The sequence below is a fragment of the Acidovorax soli genome (assembly GCF_014207955.1).
GTDB classification, from domain to species: domain Bacteria; phylum Pseudomonadota; class Gammaproteobacteria; order Burkholderiales; family Burkholderiaceae_C; genus Acidovorax; species Acidovorax soli_A.
This window is the reverse complement of the sequence record NZ_JACHLK010000015.1, coordinates 34156-47079: the sequence shown is the minus strand read 5'-3', so window position 1 is coordinate 47079 and position 12924 is coordinate 34156. Positions and strand designations below refer to the sequence as shown.

The following is a 12924-nucleotide window of genomic DNA, read 5'->3' as shown; positions in this document are numbered from 1 at the left end:
AAAACGCCGCGGATCTAGGCGCAAAGCACAGCCATAGCGCGGGCTATGGCGAGCATTTGCAACGACGAGCCGGGGTGCTTTGGCGTGCAAGGCGGGCATGGACGAAATATTCTCAGCCTCTTAGAGCGCCAGGCGTGCGCGGGCGGCCTGGTATTCGCGGCGCAGGCGCGCCACGAGCTCGGCCGTGCTGGTCACGGCGTCGATGGCGCCGATGCCCTGGCCGCAGCCCCAGATGTCCTTCCAGGCCTTCTTGGCATCGCCGCCGAAGTTCATCTTGCTCGGGTCGGACTCGGGCAGGTTGTCGGGGTCCATGCCGGCAGCGCGGATCGAAGGCGCCAGGTAGTTGCCGTGCACGCCCGTGAACAGGTTGCTGTAGACGATGTCATCCGACGAACCGGCGACGATGGCCTGCTTGTACTCTTCGCTCGCGCGCGCCTCGTGCGTGGCGATGAAGGCCGAACCGATGTAGCCGAAGTCGGCGCCCATGGCCTGCGCGGCCAGCACCGCATCGCCGCTGGCGATGGAGCCGCTGAGCGCGATGGGGCCGTCAAACCACTGGCGGATCTCCTGGATCAGCGCGAACGGGCTTTTCACACCCGCATGGCCACCGGCACCCGCAGCCACGGCAATCAGGCCGTCGGCGCCCTTCTCGATGGCCTTGTGCGCGAACTTGTTGTTGATGATGTCGTGCAGCACCACGCCACCCCAGCCGTGCACGGCCTGGTTCACGTCCTCGCGCGCGCCCAGGCTGGTGATGATGATCGGCACCTTGTACTTGGCGCAGACCTGCATGTCGTGCTCCAGGCGGTCATTGCTTTTGTGCACGATCTGGTTGATGGCAAAGGGCGCGGCCGGCCTGTCGGGGTTGGCCTTGTTGTAGGCGGCCAGGGTCTCGGTGATCTCGGCCAGCCATTCCTCGAGCAGCTCGGCCGGGCGTGCATTGAGCGCGGGCATGGAACCCACCACGCCGGCCTTGCACTGCTCGATCACGAGCTTGGGGTTGCTGATGATGAACAGCGGCGAGCCGATGACGGGCAGCGAGAGGTTCTGCAGGACGGGAGGCAGCTTGGACATGGCAGGTTCGTTCCGATGAAAAGAATGAAGGGATGGATGGGCAGCAGATCGGTTGCGGGGCGAAGAACAGCGCCGCCGGCGCCGCCCTCCCTTGTCTCCCCCTGCGCAATCAGAAGGCTTCGAGCGCCAGCTCGGTCACACTCGCGGCGCCCTCGACGATGCTGTCGCGCAGGCCCGGTGCCTTGACCAGGATGTGCTCGGCATAGAACTGCGCCGTGGTGATTTTTGCCTGCATGAAGGCCGCATCCTGTCCCTTGTGCAACAGCTCCTGCGCCACCAGCAGGCTGCGCGCCAGCTGCCAGCCGGCCACGAGATTGCCCGCGAGCATGAGGTAGGGCACGCTGCCCGCGAACACGGCGTTGGGCGAGCTCTTGGTGCCGCCGGCCACGAAGCCCACCACGTCCAGGAAGGCCTGGCGCGCGGCGGTGAGGCGGCGTGCCACGGCCTTGGCGGCGTCGCTGCCGTTGGCCAGCAGTTCGGCCTCGGTCTTCTCGATCTGCACCGCCAGGGCCTTGGCGGTCTGGCCACCGTCGCGTGCGGTCTTGCGACCCACGAGGTCGTTGGCCTGGATGGCGGTGGTGCCCTCGTAGATGGTGAGGATCTTGGCGTCGCGGTAGTACTGTGCCGCGCCCGTCTCTTCGATGAAGCCCATGCCGCCATGCACCTGCACCCCGAGGCTGGTGACTTCGAGGCTCATCTCGGTGCTGTAGCCCTTGACCAGGGGCACCATGAATTCGTAGAAGGTCGCGTTCTGCTTGCGCACGTCGGCATCGGGGTGGTGGTGCGCGGCATCGTAGGCCGATGCGGCCACGGTGGCCATGGCGCGGCAGCCCTCGGTGTAGGCGCGCATGGTCATGAGCATGCGGCGCACATCGGGGTGGTGGATGATGGGCGCGCTGGCGGCGATGGAGCCGTCCACGGGGCGGCTCTGCACGCGGTCCTTCGCATAGCCCACCGCCTTCTGGTAGGCGCGCTCGGCAATCGCGATGCCCTGCACACCCACGGCGTAGCGCGCCGCATTCATCATGATGAACATGTATTCGAGGCCGCGGTTTTCTTCACCCACCAGATAGCCCACGGCACCGCCGTGGTCGCCGAACTGCAGCACGGCCGTGGGGCTGGCCTTGATGCCCAGCTTGTGCTCGATGCTCACGCAGTGCGCATCGTTGCGCGCGCCCAGGCTGCCGTCGGCGTTGACCATGAACTTGGGCACGACGAACAGGCTGATGCCCTTGACGCCTTCGGGAGCGCCCTGCACACGGGCCAGCACCAGGTGCACGATGTTGGCGGCCATGTCGTGCTCGCCGTAGGTGATGAAGATCTTGGTGCCGAAGATCTTGTAGCTGCCGTCGGGCTGCGATTCGGCGCGCGTGCGCACCAGGGCCAGGTCGGAGCCGGCCTGGGGTTCAGTGAGGTTCATGGTGCCGGTCCACTCGCCGGTCACCAGCTTTTCGAGGTAGGTGGCCTTGAGCGCATCGCTGCCGGCCGTGAGCAGCGCCTCGATGGCGCCGTCGGTCAGCAGCGGGCACAGCGCAAAGCTCATATTGGCGCTGTTGAGCATTTCGCCGCAGGCCGCACCGATGGTCTTGGGCAGGCCCTGGCCGCCGAAGTCGGTGGGGTGCTGCAGGCCCTGCCAGCCGCCTTCGGCGTACTGGCGGAAGGCATCCTTGAAGCCCGGGGTGGTGGTGACCACGCCATCCTTCCAGCTCGAGGGGTTCTTGTCGCCCTCGAAGTTGAGCGGAGCCAGCACGCCCTCGTTGAACTTGGCGCACTCTTCGAGCACGGCCTGGGCGGTATCGAGGCCTGCGTCTTCGAAGCCGGGAATCTGTGCGATCTGTTCAATGTTGGCCAGGTGCTCGATGTCGAACAGCATGTCCTTGACCGGGGCGGTGTAACTCATGGATGTCTCCGGGGTATCAAAAAATTCTCAAAAAAAAGGCACCGCAAGCGATGCCTTTGTGTGGCGGGTTGTGGTGCCGTCAGGCCGCCTTACAGCGCCTTGACCAGCTCCGGCACCGCCGTGAACAGATCCGCCTCCAGCCCATAGTCGGCCACACTGAAGATCGGCGCCTCCGCATCCTTGTTGATCGCCACGATCACCTTGGAGTCCTTCATGCCCGCCAAGTGCTGGATGGCTCCAGAGATGCCGGCTGCGACGTAGAGTTGCGGCGCAACGATCTTGCCCGTCTGCCCCACCTGCAAATCGTTCGGGGCATAGCCCGCATCGACCGCCGCGCGGCTGGCGCCAATGGCAGCCCCCAGCTTGTCGGCCAGCGGGGTCATCACTTCGTCGAACTTTTCCTTGCTGCCCAAAGCCCGGCCACCGGAGACGATGATCTTGGCGGCCGTCAGTTCGGGTCGGTCGCTCTTGGCGATCTCGCTGCCCACAAAGCTGCTCTTGCCGGCATCCGCCGTGGCGGTGGCGGTTTCCGTGGCTGCACTGCCACCCGAGGCTGCTGCAGCATCAAAGCCCGTGGTGCGCACGGTGATGACCTTGGTCGCATCCTGGCTCTGCACGGTGGCAATGGCATTGCCGGCGTAGATGGGGCGCTCGAAGGTGTCGGGGGAGACGACCTTGGTGATGTCGCTGATCTGGGCGACATCGAGCTTGGCGGCCACGCGGGGAGCCACGTTCTTGCCACCGGCGGTGGCGGGGAACAGGATGTGGCTGTAGTTGCCGGCGATGGCGAGGACCTGGGCGGCGACGTTTTCTGCCAGGCCGTGGGCCAGGCCGGCGGCGTCGGCATGGATGACCTTGGCGACACCCGCGATCTGTGCGGCTGCTGCGGCGGCACCAGCGGCGTTGTGGCCGGCCACCAGCACGTGCACGTCGCCACCGCAGGCGGCTGCGGCGGTCACGGTGTTCAGGGTTGCGCCCTTGATGGATGCGTTGTCGTGTTCAGCAATAACGAGTACGGTCATTTGTTGTTCTCCTTAGATGACTTTGGCTTCGTTCTTGAGCTTGTCGACCAGGGCGGCCACATCGGCCACCTTGACGCCGGCACCGCGCTTGGGCGGTTCGCTGACCTTGAGGGTCTTCAGGCGCGGGGCCACATCCACACCGAGGTCTTCGGGCTTGACGGTGTCCAGCTGCTTTTTCTTGGCCTTCATGATGTTGGGCAAGGTGACGTAGCGGGGCTCGTTCAGGCGCAGGTCGGTGGTGATGACGGCGGGCAGGGAGAGCGACAGGGTCTCCAGGCCGCCGTCGATTTCTCGGGTGACGCTGACCTTGTCGGCAGCCAGTTCCACCTTGCTGGCAAACGTTGCTTGGGGCAGGTCGGCCAGGGCCGCCAGCATCTGGCCGGTCTGGTTGGCGTCGTCGTCGATGGCTTGCTTGCCCAGGATCACCAGGCCCGGTTGTTCCTTGTCCACCAGGGCTTTGAGGAGCTTGGCCACGGCCAGGGGCTGCAGATCCAGGTCGGCGGGGGTTTCCACCAGGATGGCGCGGTCGGCGCCAATGGCCATGGCGGTGCGCAGGGTTTCCTGGCACTGGGCCACGCCGCAGGAGACGGCGATGACTTCGGTGACCAGGCCTTTTTCTTTGAGGCGCACGGCCTCTTCGACGGCGATTTCGTCAAAGGGGTTCATGCTCATCTTCACGTTGGCGATGTCCACACCCGTGTTGTCCGACTTGACGCGGACCTTGACGTTGTAGTCCACCACGCGCTTGACAGGGACCAAGACCTTCATTGCTGCGGCTCCTAGGTTAGTAGAGTTGGTTGAATTGACGTTTACGTAAACTGGAACATTCTATGCCGCAGTGCACCCAAGAGGGTCCAGGCCGGGGCCACCGGCAGCAGGGGCATAAAAAAGAACGATCGTGCTTTTTCGTGATTATAGGGCACTTGGCGAAGGGCCCGATGTCTCGCCGGAGGCACTGGCCGGCGCAGCGCCTGCAGGCAGCCCGGCAGGCACTGCGCCGCCCTCCTTGAACTGCACCACGCGCTGCGGGTAAGGGATGTCGATGTTCGCCGCGCGCAAGCCATCCAGGATGGCGATGTTGATGGCCGAGCGCAGGTTGAGCGATCCGGCCGAGGGGTCGCTGATCCAGAAGTTGAGGCTGAATTCCAGCCCGTCGGGCGCGAAGTTGATGAGAAACGCCACGGGCTCGGGCTCCTTGAGCACGCGCGGCTGCGCGGCGGCCGCAGCGCACAGAATGGCCTGCACCTGGGCCACATCGCTGTCGTAGCCGACGATGATGTTGGTGGTGACGTTGAACTTGCGGTCGGCGTCCGAGAGGTTTTCCACGCGCTGGGTGATCAGGGTCTCGTTGGGCACGATGGACTCGCGCCCGTTGCCCGCGCGGATCAGGGTGTAGCGCGTCTTGATGTCGGTGATGCGGCCCTCGAAGCCGTCCACGCGCACGTTGTCGCCGATGCGCAGCGAGCGCTCGAGCAGGATGACAAAGCCGCTCACGTAGTTGGAGGCGAGCTTCTGCAAACCGAAGCCCAGGCCCACGCCGACCGCGCCGCCCAGCACCGACAGGGCGGTGAGGTCCACCCCCACGGCCGACAGCGCGAACAGCATGCCCACGAGCAGCAACACAGCGCGCACGGCATTGCCCGCGACCTTGCGCATGGACAGGTCGGTCACTGCCGTGCTGAGCACGCGCCGCTCGAAGGTGGCCGAGATCCACAGCGCGGCCACCATCACCAGGCTGGCCGACAGCGCGCCTTCGATCAGCGTGGCCACACTGACGGTGGACTTGCCGAAGTTGAGCGTGATGCTGTCGAGCTCGCTGCGCACGGCGGGCAGCAGGCCCACGATCCACAGCACGGCCGCACCCCAGATGACCCAGGAGAACAGGCCTTCGAGCAGGCGCACCAGGCCCGAGTTGGGGAAGGCCACGCGCAGCACGCGGGCGATGAAGCGGATCAGCGCGAGGGACACCAGCATCGGGACTGCGATGCGCAGCACGAAGACCGGGTGGTAGTGCTCGACGGCCAGGCGACCTGCGAATGTCAGGACCAGGGCGATCAGGGGGAAGAGCAGGCCGTCGATGGTGTTGCGGCCGATCCAGACCGAATCGGGGGGTTGGTTGCGGCCTATCAGTCTGGCGGCGAAGAGGGCGATGGCGATGGCGGCGGCCAGGACGCCGAGTTCCAGCCAGACGCTGGAATGGTTGAAGTCGGTGAGGAGTTTGTCGAGGATTTCCATTCGGGGAGGGTCCGTGTCACTCGGGGTTTGGTGGTGACGGTTTGCTTGGTTGGAAGGCGGGGGCCGGGGTGTGCGCCCGGCGGCGCAGTAACTTTCTCTTGTCTCGCCAAGAGAAAGTCACCAAAGAGAAGGCGACCCTGCTGTCCGTGTCCCCTGCGCTGCGCTCCGGGGCAACCTGCGATGCTCGAAGCTGGGGTGCGCCGAAGAACTCCCTGCGCTCCCTCTTCGAGGGAGCTCCGGTCAAACAGCTTCGGCGAGTCAGATGACGAAGCGCGTGTGTCCTGCGGCACACGCGCCACCCCAGCTTCTGCGCTTCTCGGCACGTCCAGAAGGGATTGGGGGCCCCACACGGGCCATCGCTTCGCTCGGCCCCATTGGCCTCGCTGCGCGTCGGCCGTCGGCAGCGCGCAGCGCGTAACCGACCCTCGGCGCGGCTGCGAAAGCAGCAGCCGTGTGGAGCCCGCTCCCCACCCCTTCTGACCGTGCCGAGAAGCGCAGGGCCTGGGGTGAGCGCGTGCCGAAGGACACGCGCATCGTTGTCTAGCTTGCCGCAGCTGTTTGAGCGGAGTTCGAAGAACGCAGCGAGTTCTGCGGCACACCACAGGTCCGAGCATCGCAGGCTGCCCCCTCGCCCCCGGGCGAGGGGGACACGGGCAGCGGGGTCGCCTTTCTTTTGGGTACTTTTCTTTGGCGAAGCAAAGAACAAGTACCTCGGCCGCCGGGCCGAGACCCGGCCTCCGCCTTCAGCAACGAAACTGAAGCAATAAAGACCCATGTCGGTCGACCATCATTTCCAGGCCGGAGCCCGCTTCTCAACAAACGCCCGAGCCCCTTCCTGGGCCGACGCATCCATCATGTTCACCGCCATGGCCTGCCCCGCCAACTGGTAAGCCGCATCCATCCCCAACTCCCGCTGCTGGTACACCAGCGCCTTGCCCATGGCCACAGCAACCCGAGGCTTCTGCAGGATGGACACCACGAACTTCTCCACCTCGGCATCCAGCTCGGCAGCAGACACCACCCGATTCACCAGCCCCTGCTCCAACGCAGTGGCCGCATCGATGAAGTCCCCCGTCAGCAGCATCTCCATCGCCCGCTTGGCCGGCACATTGCGCACCAGCGGCACACTGGGCGTGGCGCAGAACAGGCCGTAGTTGATCCCGCTGGTCGCAAAGGTCGCGCTGTCCGCCGCCACCGCCAGATCGCACTGCGCCACCAGCTGGCAGCCCGCCGCCGTGGCCATGCCCTGCACGCGCGCGATCACCGGCACGGGCAGCTTGTGGATGGCGAGCATCATGCGGCTGCATTGGGCGAACAGCTGCTGGTACCAGGCGAGGTCCGGGTGGGCCGCCATGTCCTTGAGGTTGTGGCCGGCGCAAAAGGCCTTGCCCTCGGCGGCCAGCACCACCACGCGCGAGGTTTCATCGCGGGCCACCGCGTCGAGCGCCTGCTGCAGCGCGGTGAGCATCTCCGAACCCAGGGCATTGAAACGTGCCGGGTCGTTGAGCGTCAGGGTCACCACGCCGCGCGCATCGTGCGCCACGCGCAGGGGGGTTTCTTGGTCGGTCATATCTCTCTCACAAATCGGCCAGCACACGCAGGTGCGCTTCCACACTGCGGGCCAGTGGCCCCATCACATAGCCCCCTTCCAGGCAGGACACGATGCGGCCCTTGGAATAGCGCCGCGCGATGTCCTTCACGCGCTGGGTGATCCAGGCATAGTCGGGCTCGGTCAGCCCCAGCTGGCCCATGTCGTCCTCGCGGTGGCCATCGAAGCCGGCGCTCACGAAGATCATCTCGGGCTTGAAGGCTTCAAGCCGGGGGATCCACATCATCTCGATGATCTCGCGGATGTCCATGCCGCGCGTGTAGGCTGGCACCGGCACGTTCACCATGTTGGGGGCCGGGTCCTGGTCGCCGCTGTAGGGATAGAACGGGTGCTGGAAGATGCTGACCATCAGCGCCCGCGGGTCATTGGCGAGGATGTCCTCGGTGCCGTTGCCGTGGTGCACGTCGAAGTCGACCACGGCCACGCGCTGCAGGTTGTAGCGTTGCAGTGCGTATTTGGCGGCGACGGCCACGTTGTTGAAAAAACAGAAGCCCATGGCCTTGCTGCGCGTGGCATGGTGGCCCGGGGGGCGCACGGCGCAGAAGGCGTTCTCCAGCTCGCCGGCCATCACGGCATCGGTGGCGGCCAGTGCGGCCCCTGCGGCGCGCAAGGAGGCCTTCCAGGTGTGGGCATTGATGGAGGTGTCCGGGTCGAGCTGCGAATAGCTCGGGCCGCCGGCCAGGATCTCTTCGTTGAGCCGGTCGGACAGGCCGCGCATCGCGGCCACATGCAGGCGGTCGTGGGCCAGTTCGATGTCGGCCAGCGAGGCCTCGGGCGCCTCGCGGCGGTCCAGCGCATCGCCCACGCCGGTGATGAGCAGCCGGTCTTCGATGGCGTCCAGCCGCTCGGGGCATTCGGGGTGCCCGGGGCCCATTTCATGCTTCCAGCAGTCGCGGTGGGTGAAATAGCCCGTTTTGCTCACAGTCAATCCCCGTGTCTCGTCTTTTTCGGATAACGTCGCGTCAAGATTTTTCGGATAACGTCGCGCTATGGATGCACAGCACAAAATCAAATCGCTTCTGGACCAGCTTAACACGGTGATCGTGGGCAAGAAGCCCCAGGTCCAGGACTGTGTGGCCTGCCTGCTGGCCGGCGGCCACCTGCTCATCGAGGACGTTCCGGGCGTGGGCAAAACCACGCTGGCCCATGCGCTGTCGCGCACCTTCGGGCTGCAGTTCTCGCGCGTGCAGTTCACGGCCGACCTGATGCCCAGCGACCTGACCGGGGTGTCCGTCTACGAGCGCGGCAAGGAGTCCTTCGTGTTCCACCCTGGGCCGGTGTTCGCCCAGGTGCTGCTGGCCGACGAGATCAACCGCGCCAGCCCCAAGACCCAGAGCGCCCTGCTCGAAGCCATGGAGGAAAAGCAGGTCTCCGTGGAGGGCGAGACCCGTTCCCTGCCCCACCCCTTCTTCGTGATCGCCACACAGAACCCGCACGACCAACTGGGCACGTTTGCGCTGCCCGAGTCGCAGCTGGACCGCTTTCTGATGCGCATCTCCATCGGCTACCCCGACCGCGCGGCCGAGCGCGTGCTGCTGGCCGGCGCCGACCGCCGCGACATGGTGGACTCCATGCTGCCCTTGCTGTCCGACGAGGAACTGGCCGAACTGCAGCGCCAGGTGCTGGCCGTGCACACGGCCGATCCACTGCTCAACTACGTGCAGGACCTGATCGCCGCCACGCGCTCGGGCCGCTGGTTCCTGCAGGGCCTGTCACCGCGCGCCGGCATCGCGCTGGTGCGCGCGGCCAAGGCGCAGGCGCTGATCAGCGGGCGCGACTACGTGGCGCCCGACGACGTGCAGGCCATACTGCCCCAGACCATCGCGCACCGCCTGGTGCCCGTCGGCGATGCCGGCCGCGGCGCGGTCGAGCAGGTGCGGGCCATGGTCGACTCCGTGCCTTTGCCTTGAACCCGAGGGACATGGCCACCACCGCTCCATCGTCCACGGCTGCATCGCCTGGCCGGCTGCGCGCTGCCCTGGCAGCGCTCAACCCGCTCACGCGCGTGCGCAAGCGCTTCGAAGCCTGGTGGATGGTGCGCCGGCCGCTCAACGACACGCTCACGCTGACCCAGCGCAATGTCTACATCCTGCCCACGGGGGCGGGATGGATGCTGCTGCTGACCCTGCTGATCCTGCTGGTCGCCTCCATCAACTACCAGCTCAACCTGGGCTACCTGCTGACCTTTCTGCTGGCGGGCAGCGCCGTGGTGGGCATGCACATCTGCCATGCCACGCTGCGCGGCATCACGCTGCACCTCAAGGAGCCGGAGCCCCATTTCATGGGCACCAGTGCAACGATCGAGGTGCAGGTCTCCAGCGAACGCAAGACGCCGCGCTATGGCATCGGCCTGGCCGTGCATGGCGGCGCGGGTGAAACGCACCACTGGGCCTGGACCGATGTGCCCGCGCAAGGCCGGTCCATTGTGCATGTGGCGTTCGCCCCCAGTCGCCGGGGCCTGCACCGTGTGCCGGTGCTCACTGCCGAGACCCGATTCCCCCTGGGCACCTTCCGTGTGTGGACCTACTGGCGCCCGGCGGCCCAGGTGCTGGTCTACCCCGCACCCGAGATCCCGGCACCACCGCTGCCCCCGGGCGAGCCCCGCGGTGCCGGCACCGGCAGCGCGCCATCCCAGGGCATCGGCGAGTTCGACGGGGTGCGCGCCTACCGGCGCGGCGACCCGCTCAAGCTCGTGGTCTGGAAGAAGGCCGCCAAGACCCTGGGCACCGGCACCGACGACCTGGTGAGCCGCGATTCGCAGCAGGCCCAGCGCCACGAACTCTGGCTGGACCCCGCGCTGACCGGAATGCCCGACCCCGAGGCCCGGATCTCGCGCCTGACCGCCTGGGTGCTGCAGGCCGACCGGCTGGGCCTGGACTATGGCCTGCGCCTGCCCGGCGTGGAGATCGCACCGGACACCGGCAGCGCCCACCGGCGCCGCTGCCTGGAAGCCCTGGCCCTGTGCTGAACTTTGGCCGGTGACCTGCTCTCCAAACTCCATCGCTTCAGCATCCCTTCTTCCTGAACCCCGACGCTCCATGAGCCTGCGCCAGACCCTCGTCTCCCTGCCACGCGACACGCGGGACACCCTGTTCCTGCTGTTCGCCACGGCCTGGGTGATCGCCCCCCAGGTGGCCAACCTGCCTGGCTGGGCCAGCGCCATGGCCTTTGGCATGCTGCTGTGGCGCGGCTGGATGGCCTGGAGGGCCCGGCCCCTGCCCGGGCGCTGGCTGCTCACGGTGCTGGTCATCGTGGCGGTAGCGGGCACACTGCTCACGCACCGCACCATCCTCGGGCGCGACGCGGGCGTCACGCTGATGGTGATGATGCTGACCTTCAAGACCCTGGAGCTGCGTGCGCGCCGCGATGCCATGGTGGTCTTCTTTCTGGGCTTCTTCACGATGCTCAGCAATTTCTTCTTTTCGCAGTCGCTGCTCACCGCAGCCGCCATGCTGGTGGCGCTGCTGGGCCTGCTCATGGCCCTGGTCAATGCCCACATGCCGGTGGGGCGCCCGCCGCTGCTGCAGACCTTCCGCATGGCGGGCACCATGGCGCTGCTGGGGGCGCCCATCATGGTTGCGCTGTTCATGCTGTTCCCGCGCATGTCGCCACTGTGGGGCATGCCCAGCGACAACCTCACTGGGCGCAGCGGCCTGTCGGGCACGATGAAGATCGGCGACATGGCCGAGATCGCCCTGGACGAGCGCGTCGCGATCCGGTTGCGTTTCGAGGGTGGGCCCACCGACATCCCCCCGCAGTCCACGCTGTATTTCCGCGGCCCGGTCATGGCGGCCTTCGATGGCCGGCAATGGGTGGCCGAGCCCTTCCGCGAGGACAGCGCCTGGGCGGCGCGTGTGGCGGTCCCGGCCAACCTGAAGACCAGCGGCCCGGCCGTGCGCTACGAGGTGACGCTGGAGCCCCAGCGCCAGCCCTGGCTGATGGTGCTGGAAGCCACGCCCGAGGCACCTGAGCTGCCCAATATGCAGGCCTACATGACGCAGGACCTGCAGTGGATGACCACGCGCCCCATCACCGAGGCGCTGCGCTACCAGGCCGTGAGCTACCCCGAATTCCGCCATGGCCCGGTGGAGTCCATCCGCCAGCTGCGCGTGTACACCGAACTGCCGCCCGGTTTCAATCCCCGCACCCTGGAGCTGGCAGCGCAGATGCGCTCCGATCCGGCATTGGCCGGCGCCAGCACGCAGGCGCTGGTCAATGCCGTGCTGCAGCGCCTGCGCACAGGCGGCTACAACTATTCGCTGGAGCCCGGCGTGTTCGGAGAGCACACGGCCGATGAATTCTGGTTCTACCGCAAGGAAGGCTTTTGCGAGCACATTGCCTCGGCCTTCGTGGTCCTGATGCGGGCGATGGACATTCCGTCACGCATCGTCACCGGCTACCAGGGTGGCGAGCGCAACCCCGTGGACGGCTACTGGACCGTGCGCAATGCCGACGCCCATGCCTGGGCCGAGGTCTGGATGGAAGGGCGCGGCTGGGTGCGCGTGGACCCGACGGGTGCCGTGTCGCCGGGCCGCGTGGGCCAGTTCCAGCGCCTGCGCGCCCCCGAAGGCGCCATCGCCGCCGCCATGGGCACGCTGAGCCCGGGCATGGTACAGACCCTGCGCGCGGTCTGGGAGGCCGTGAACAACAGCTGGAGCCAGTGGGTGCTCAATTACAGCCAGAGCCGCCAGTTCGACCTGCTCAAGGCCCTGGGCTTCGAATCGCCGAGCTGGCAGGACCTGTCCACCGTGCTGGGCATCCTCATCGTGATCGCCGCCAGTGGCGGCGGGCTGTGGACACTGTGGGAGCGCAGCCAGCACGACCCCTGGCTGCGCCTGCTGGCGCGCGTGCGCCAGCGCCTGGCCCAAGCCGGCCTCACGCTGCCCGAAACCCTGCCGCCGCGCTCCATGGCCCAGCAGGTGACCGCCCACTTCGGCGACAGCGCCAGCGGCGTGGCCGCCTGGCTGCTGCGGCTGGAGCAGGTACGCTATGCCCCCGAGCCTGCCCAGCAGTTCGGCGCCCTGCGCCGCGAATTCAACACCCTGCCCTGGCCCCCGTCCGTACGGGGCCGATGACCCGAAGCC

Annotated in this window: 10 protein-coding genes; 3 read left to right on the top strand and 7 right to left on the bottom strand. The window is 66.9% G+C overall.

Going from position 1 to position 12924, the window contains the following annotated elements:
* Positions 1–120 precede the first annotated feature (120 nt).
* The 7 genes from HNP48_RS27685 to HNP48_RS27655 form a co-directional block, all read right to left on the bottom strand.
* Positions 121–1074: a nitronate monooxygenase family protein gene (locus HNP48_RS27685; RefSeq protein WP_184863302.1), complete on the bottom strand. Its 954-nt coding sequence runs from the start codon at positions 1072–1074 to the stop codon at positions 121–123.
* Between the two features lie 109 nt (positions 1075–1183).
* Entirely contained in the window at positions 1184–2974 is a 1791-nt protein-coding gene (locus tag HNP48_RS27680; protein WP_184863300.1) for an acyl-CoA dehydrogenase, read from the bottom strand.
* An 89-nt stretch (positions 2975–3063) separates the two neighbouring features.
* Complete coding sequence (locus tag HNP48_RS27675; RefSeq protein WP_184863298.1) at positions 3064–3996, bottom strand: electron transfer flavoprotein subunit alpha/FixB family protein; 933 nt, start codon at positions 3994–3996, stop codon at positions 3064–3066.
* A 12-nt stretch (positions 3997–4008) separates the two neighbouring features.
* A complete protein-coding gene (locus tag HNP48_RS27670) occupies positions 4009–4764 on the bottom strand; it encodes an electron transfer flavoprotein subunit beta/FixA family protein (RefSeq protein ID WP_184863296.1) in 756 nt (251 codons plus the stop codon).
* A gap of 144 nt (positions 4765–4908) precedes the next feature.
* Positions 4909–6231: a mechanosensitive ion channel family protein gene (locus tag HNP48_RS27665; RefSeq protein ID WP_184863294.1), complete on the bottom strand. Its 1323-nt coding sequence runs from the start codon at positions 6229–6231 to the stop codon at positions 4909–4911.
* Positions 6232–7018: 787 nt separating this feature from the next.
* Complete coding sequence (locus tag HNP48_RS27660) at positions 7019–7801, bottom strand: enoyl-CoA hydratase (protein ID WP_184863292.1); 783 nt, start codon at positions 7799–7801, stop codon at positions 7019–7021.
* 7 nt (positions 7802–7808) lie between these two features.
* Positions 7809–8762 (bottom strand): histone deacetylase family protein, encoded by a 954-nt coding sequence (locus HNP48_RS27655; protein ID WP_184863543.1) that lies wholly within the window; start codon positions 8760–8762, stop codon positions 7809–7811.
* Positions 8763–8829: 67 nt separating this feature from the next.
* Here HNP48_RS27655 and HNP48_RS27650 point away from each other — a divergent pair, with 67 nt between their 5' ends.
* The 3 genes from HNP48_RS27650 to HNP48_RS27640 all read left to right on the top strand — a co-directional run bounded on the left by HNP48_RS27650 (position 8830) and on the right by HNP48_RS27640 (position 12915).
* Entirely contained in the window at positions 8830–9750 is a 921-nt protein-coding gene (locus HNP48_RS27650) for a MoxR family ATPase (protein ID WP_184863290.1), read from the top strand.
* Between the two features lie 11 nt (positions 9751–9761).
* Positions 9762–10808, top strand: coding sequence for a DUF58 domain-containing protein (locus HNP48_RS27645; protein WP_184863288.1), 1047 nt, complete (start codon positions 9762–9764; stop codon positions 10806–10808).
* A 70-nt stretch (positions 10809–10878) separates the two neighbouring features.
* Positions 10879–12915 carry a DUF3488 and transglutaminase-like domain-containing protein gene (locus HNP48_RS27640; RefSeq protein WP_184863286.1) on the top strand — a complete coding sequence of 679 codons (2037 nt, stop codon included), beginning with the start codon at positions 10879–10881 and terminating at the stop codon, positions 12913–12915.
* Positions 12916–12924: the final 9 nt, after the last annotated feature.

Excerpts from the sequence above, each read along its gene's own strand:
- HNP48_RS27685 (WP_184863302.1), bottom strand. The coding sequence starts at position 1,074 with ATGTCCAAGCTGCCTCCCGTCCTGCAGAACCTCTCGCTGCCCGTCATC.
- HNP48_RS27680 (WP_184863300.1), bottom strand. The coding sequence starts at position 2,974 with ATGAGTTACACCGCCCCGGTCAAGGACATGCTGTTCGACATCGAGCAC.
- HNP48_RS27675 (WP_184863298.1), bottom strand. The coding sequence starts at position 3,996 with ATGACCGTACTCGTTATTGCTGAACACGACAACGCATCCATCAAGGGC.
- HNP48_RS27670 (WP_184863296.1), bottom strand. The coding sequence starts at position 4,764 with ATGAAGGTCTTGGTCCCTGTCAAGCGCGTGGTGGACTACAACGTCAAG.
- HNP48_RS27665 (WP_184863294.1), bottom strand. The coding sequence starts at position 6,231 with ATGGAAATCCTCGACAAACTCCTCACCGACTTCAACCATTCCAGCGTC.
- HNP48_RS27660 (WP_184863292.1), bottom strand. The coding sequence starts at position 7,801 with ATGACCGACCAAGAAACCCCCCTGCGCGTGGCGCACGATGCGCGCGGC.
- HNP48_RS27650 (WP_184863290.1), top strand. The coding sequence starts at position 8,830 with ATGGATGCACAGCACAAAATCAAATCGCTTCTGGACCAGCTTAACACG.
- HNP48_RS27645 (WP_184863288.1), top strand. The coding sequence starts at position 9,762 with ATGGCCACCACCGCTCCATCGTCCACGGCTGCATCGCCTGGCCGGCTG.
- HNP48_RS27640 (WP_184863286.1), top strand. The coding sequence starts at position 10,879 with ATGAGCCTGCGCCAGACCCTCGTCTCCCTGCCACGCGACACGCGGGAC.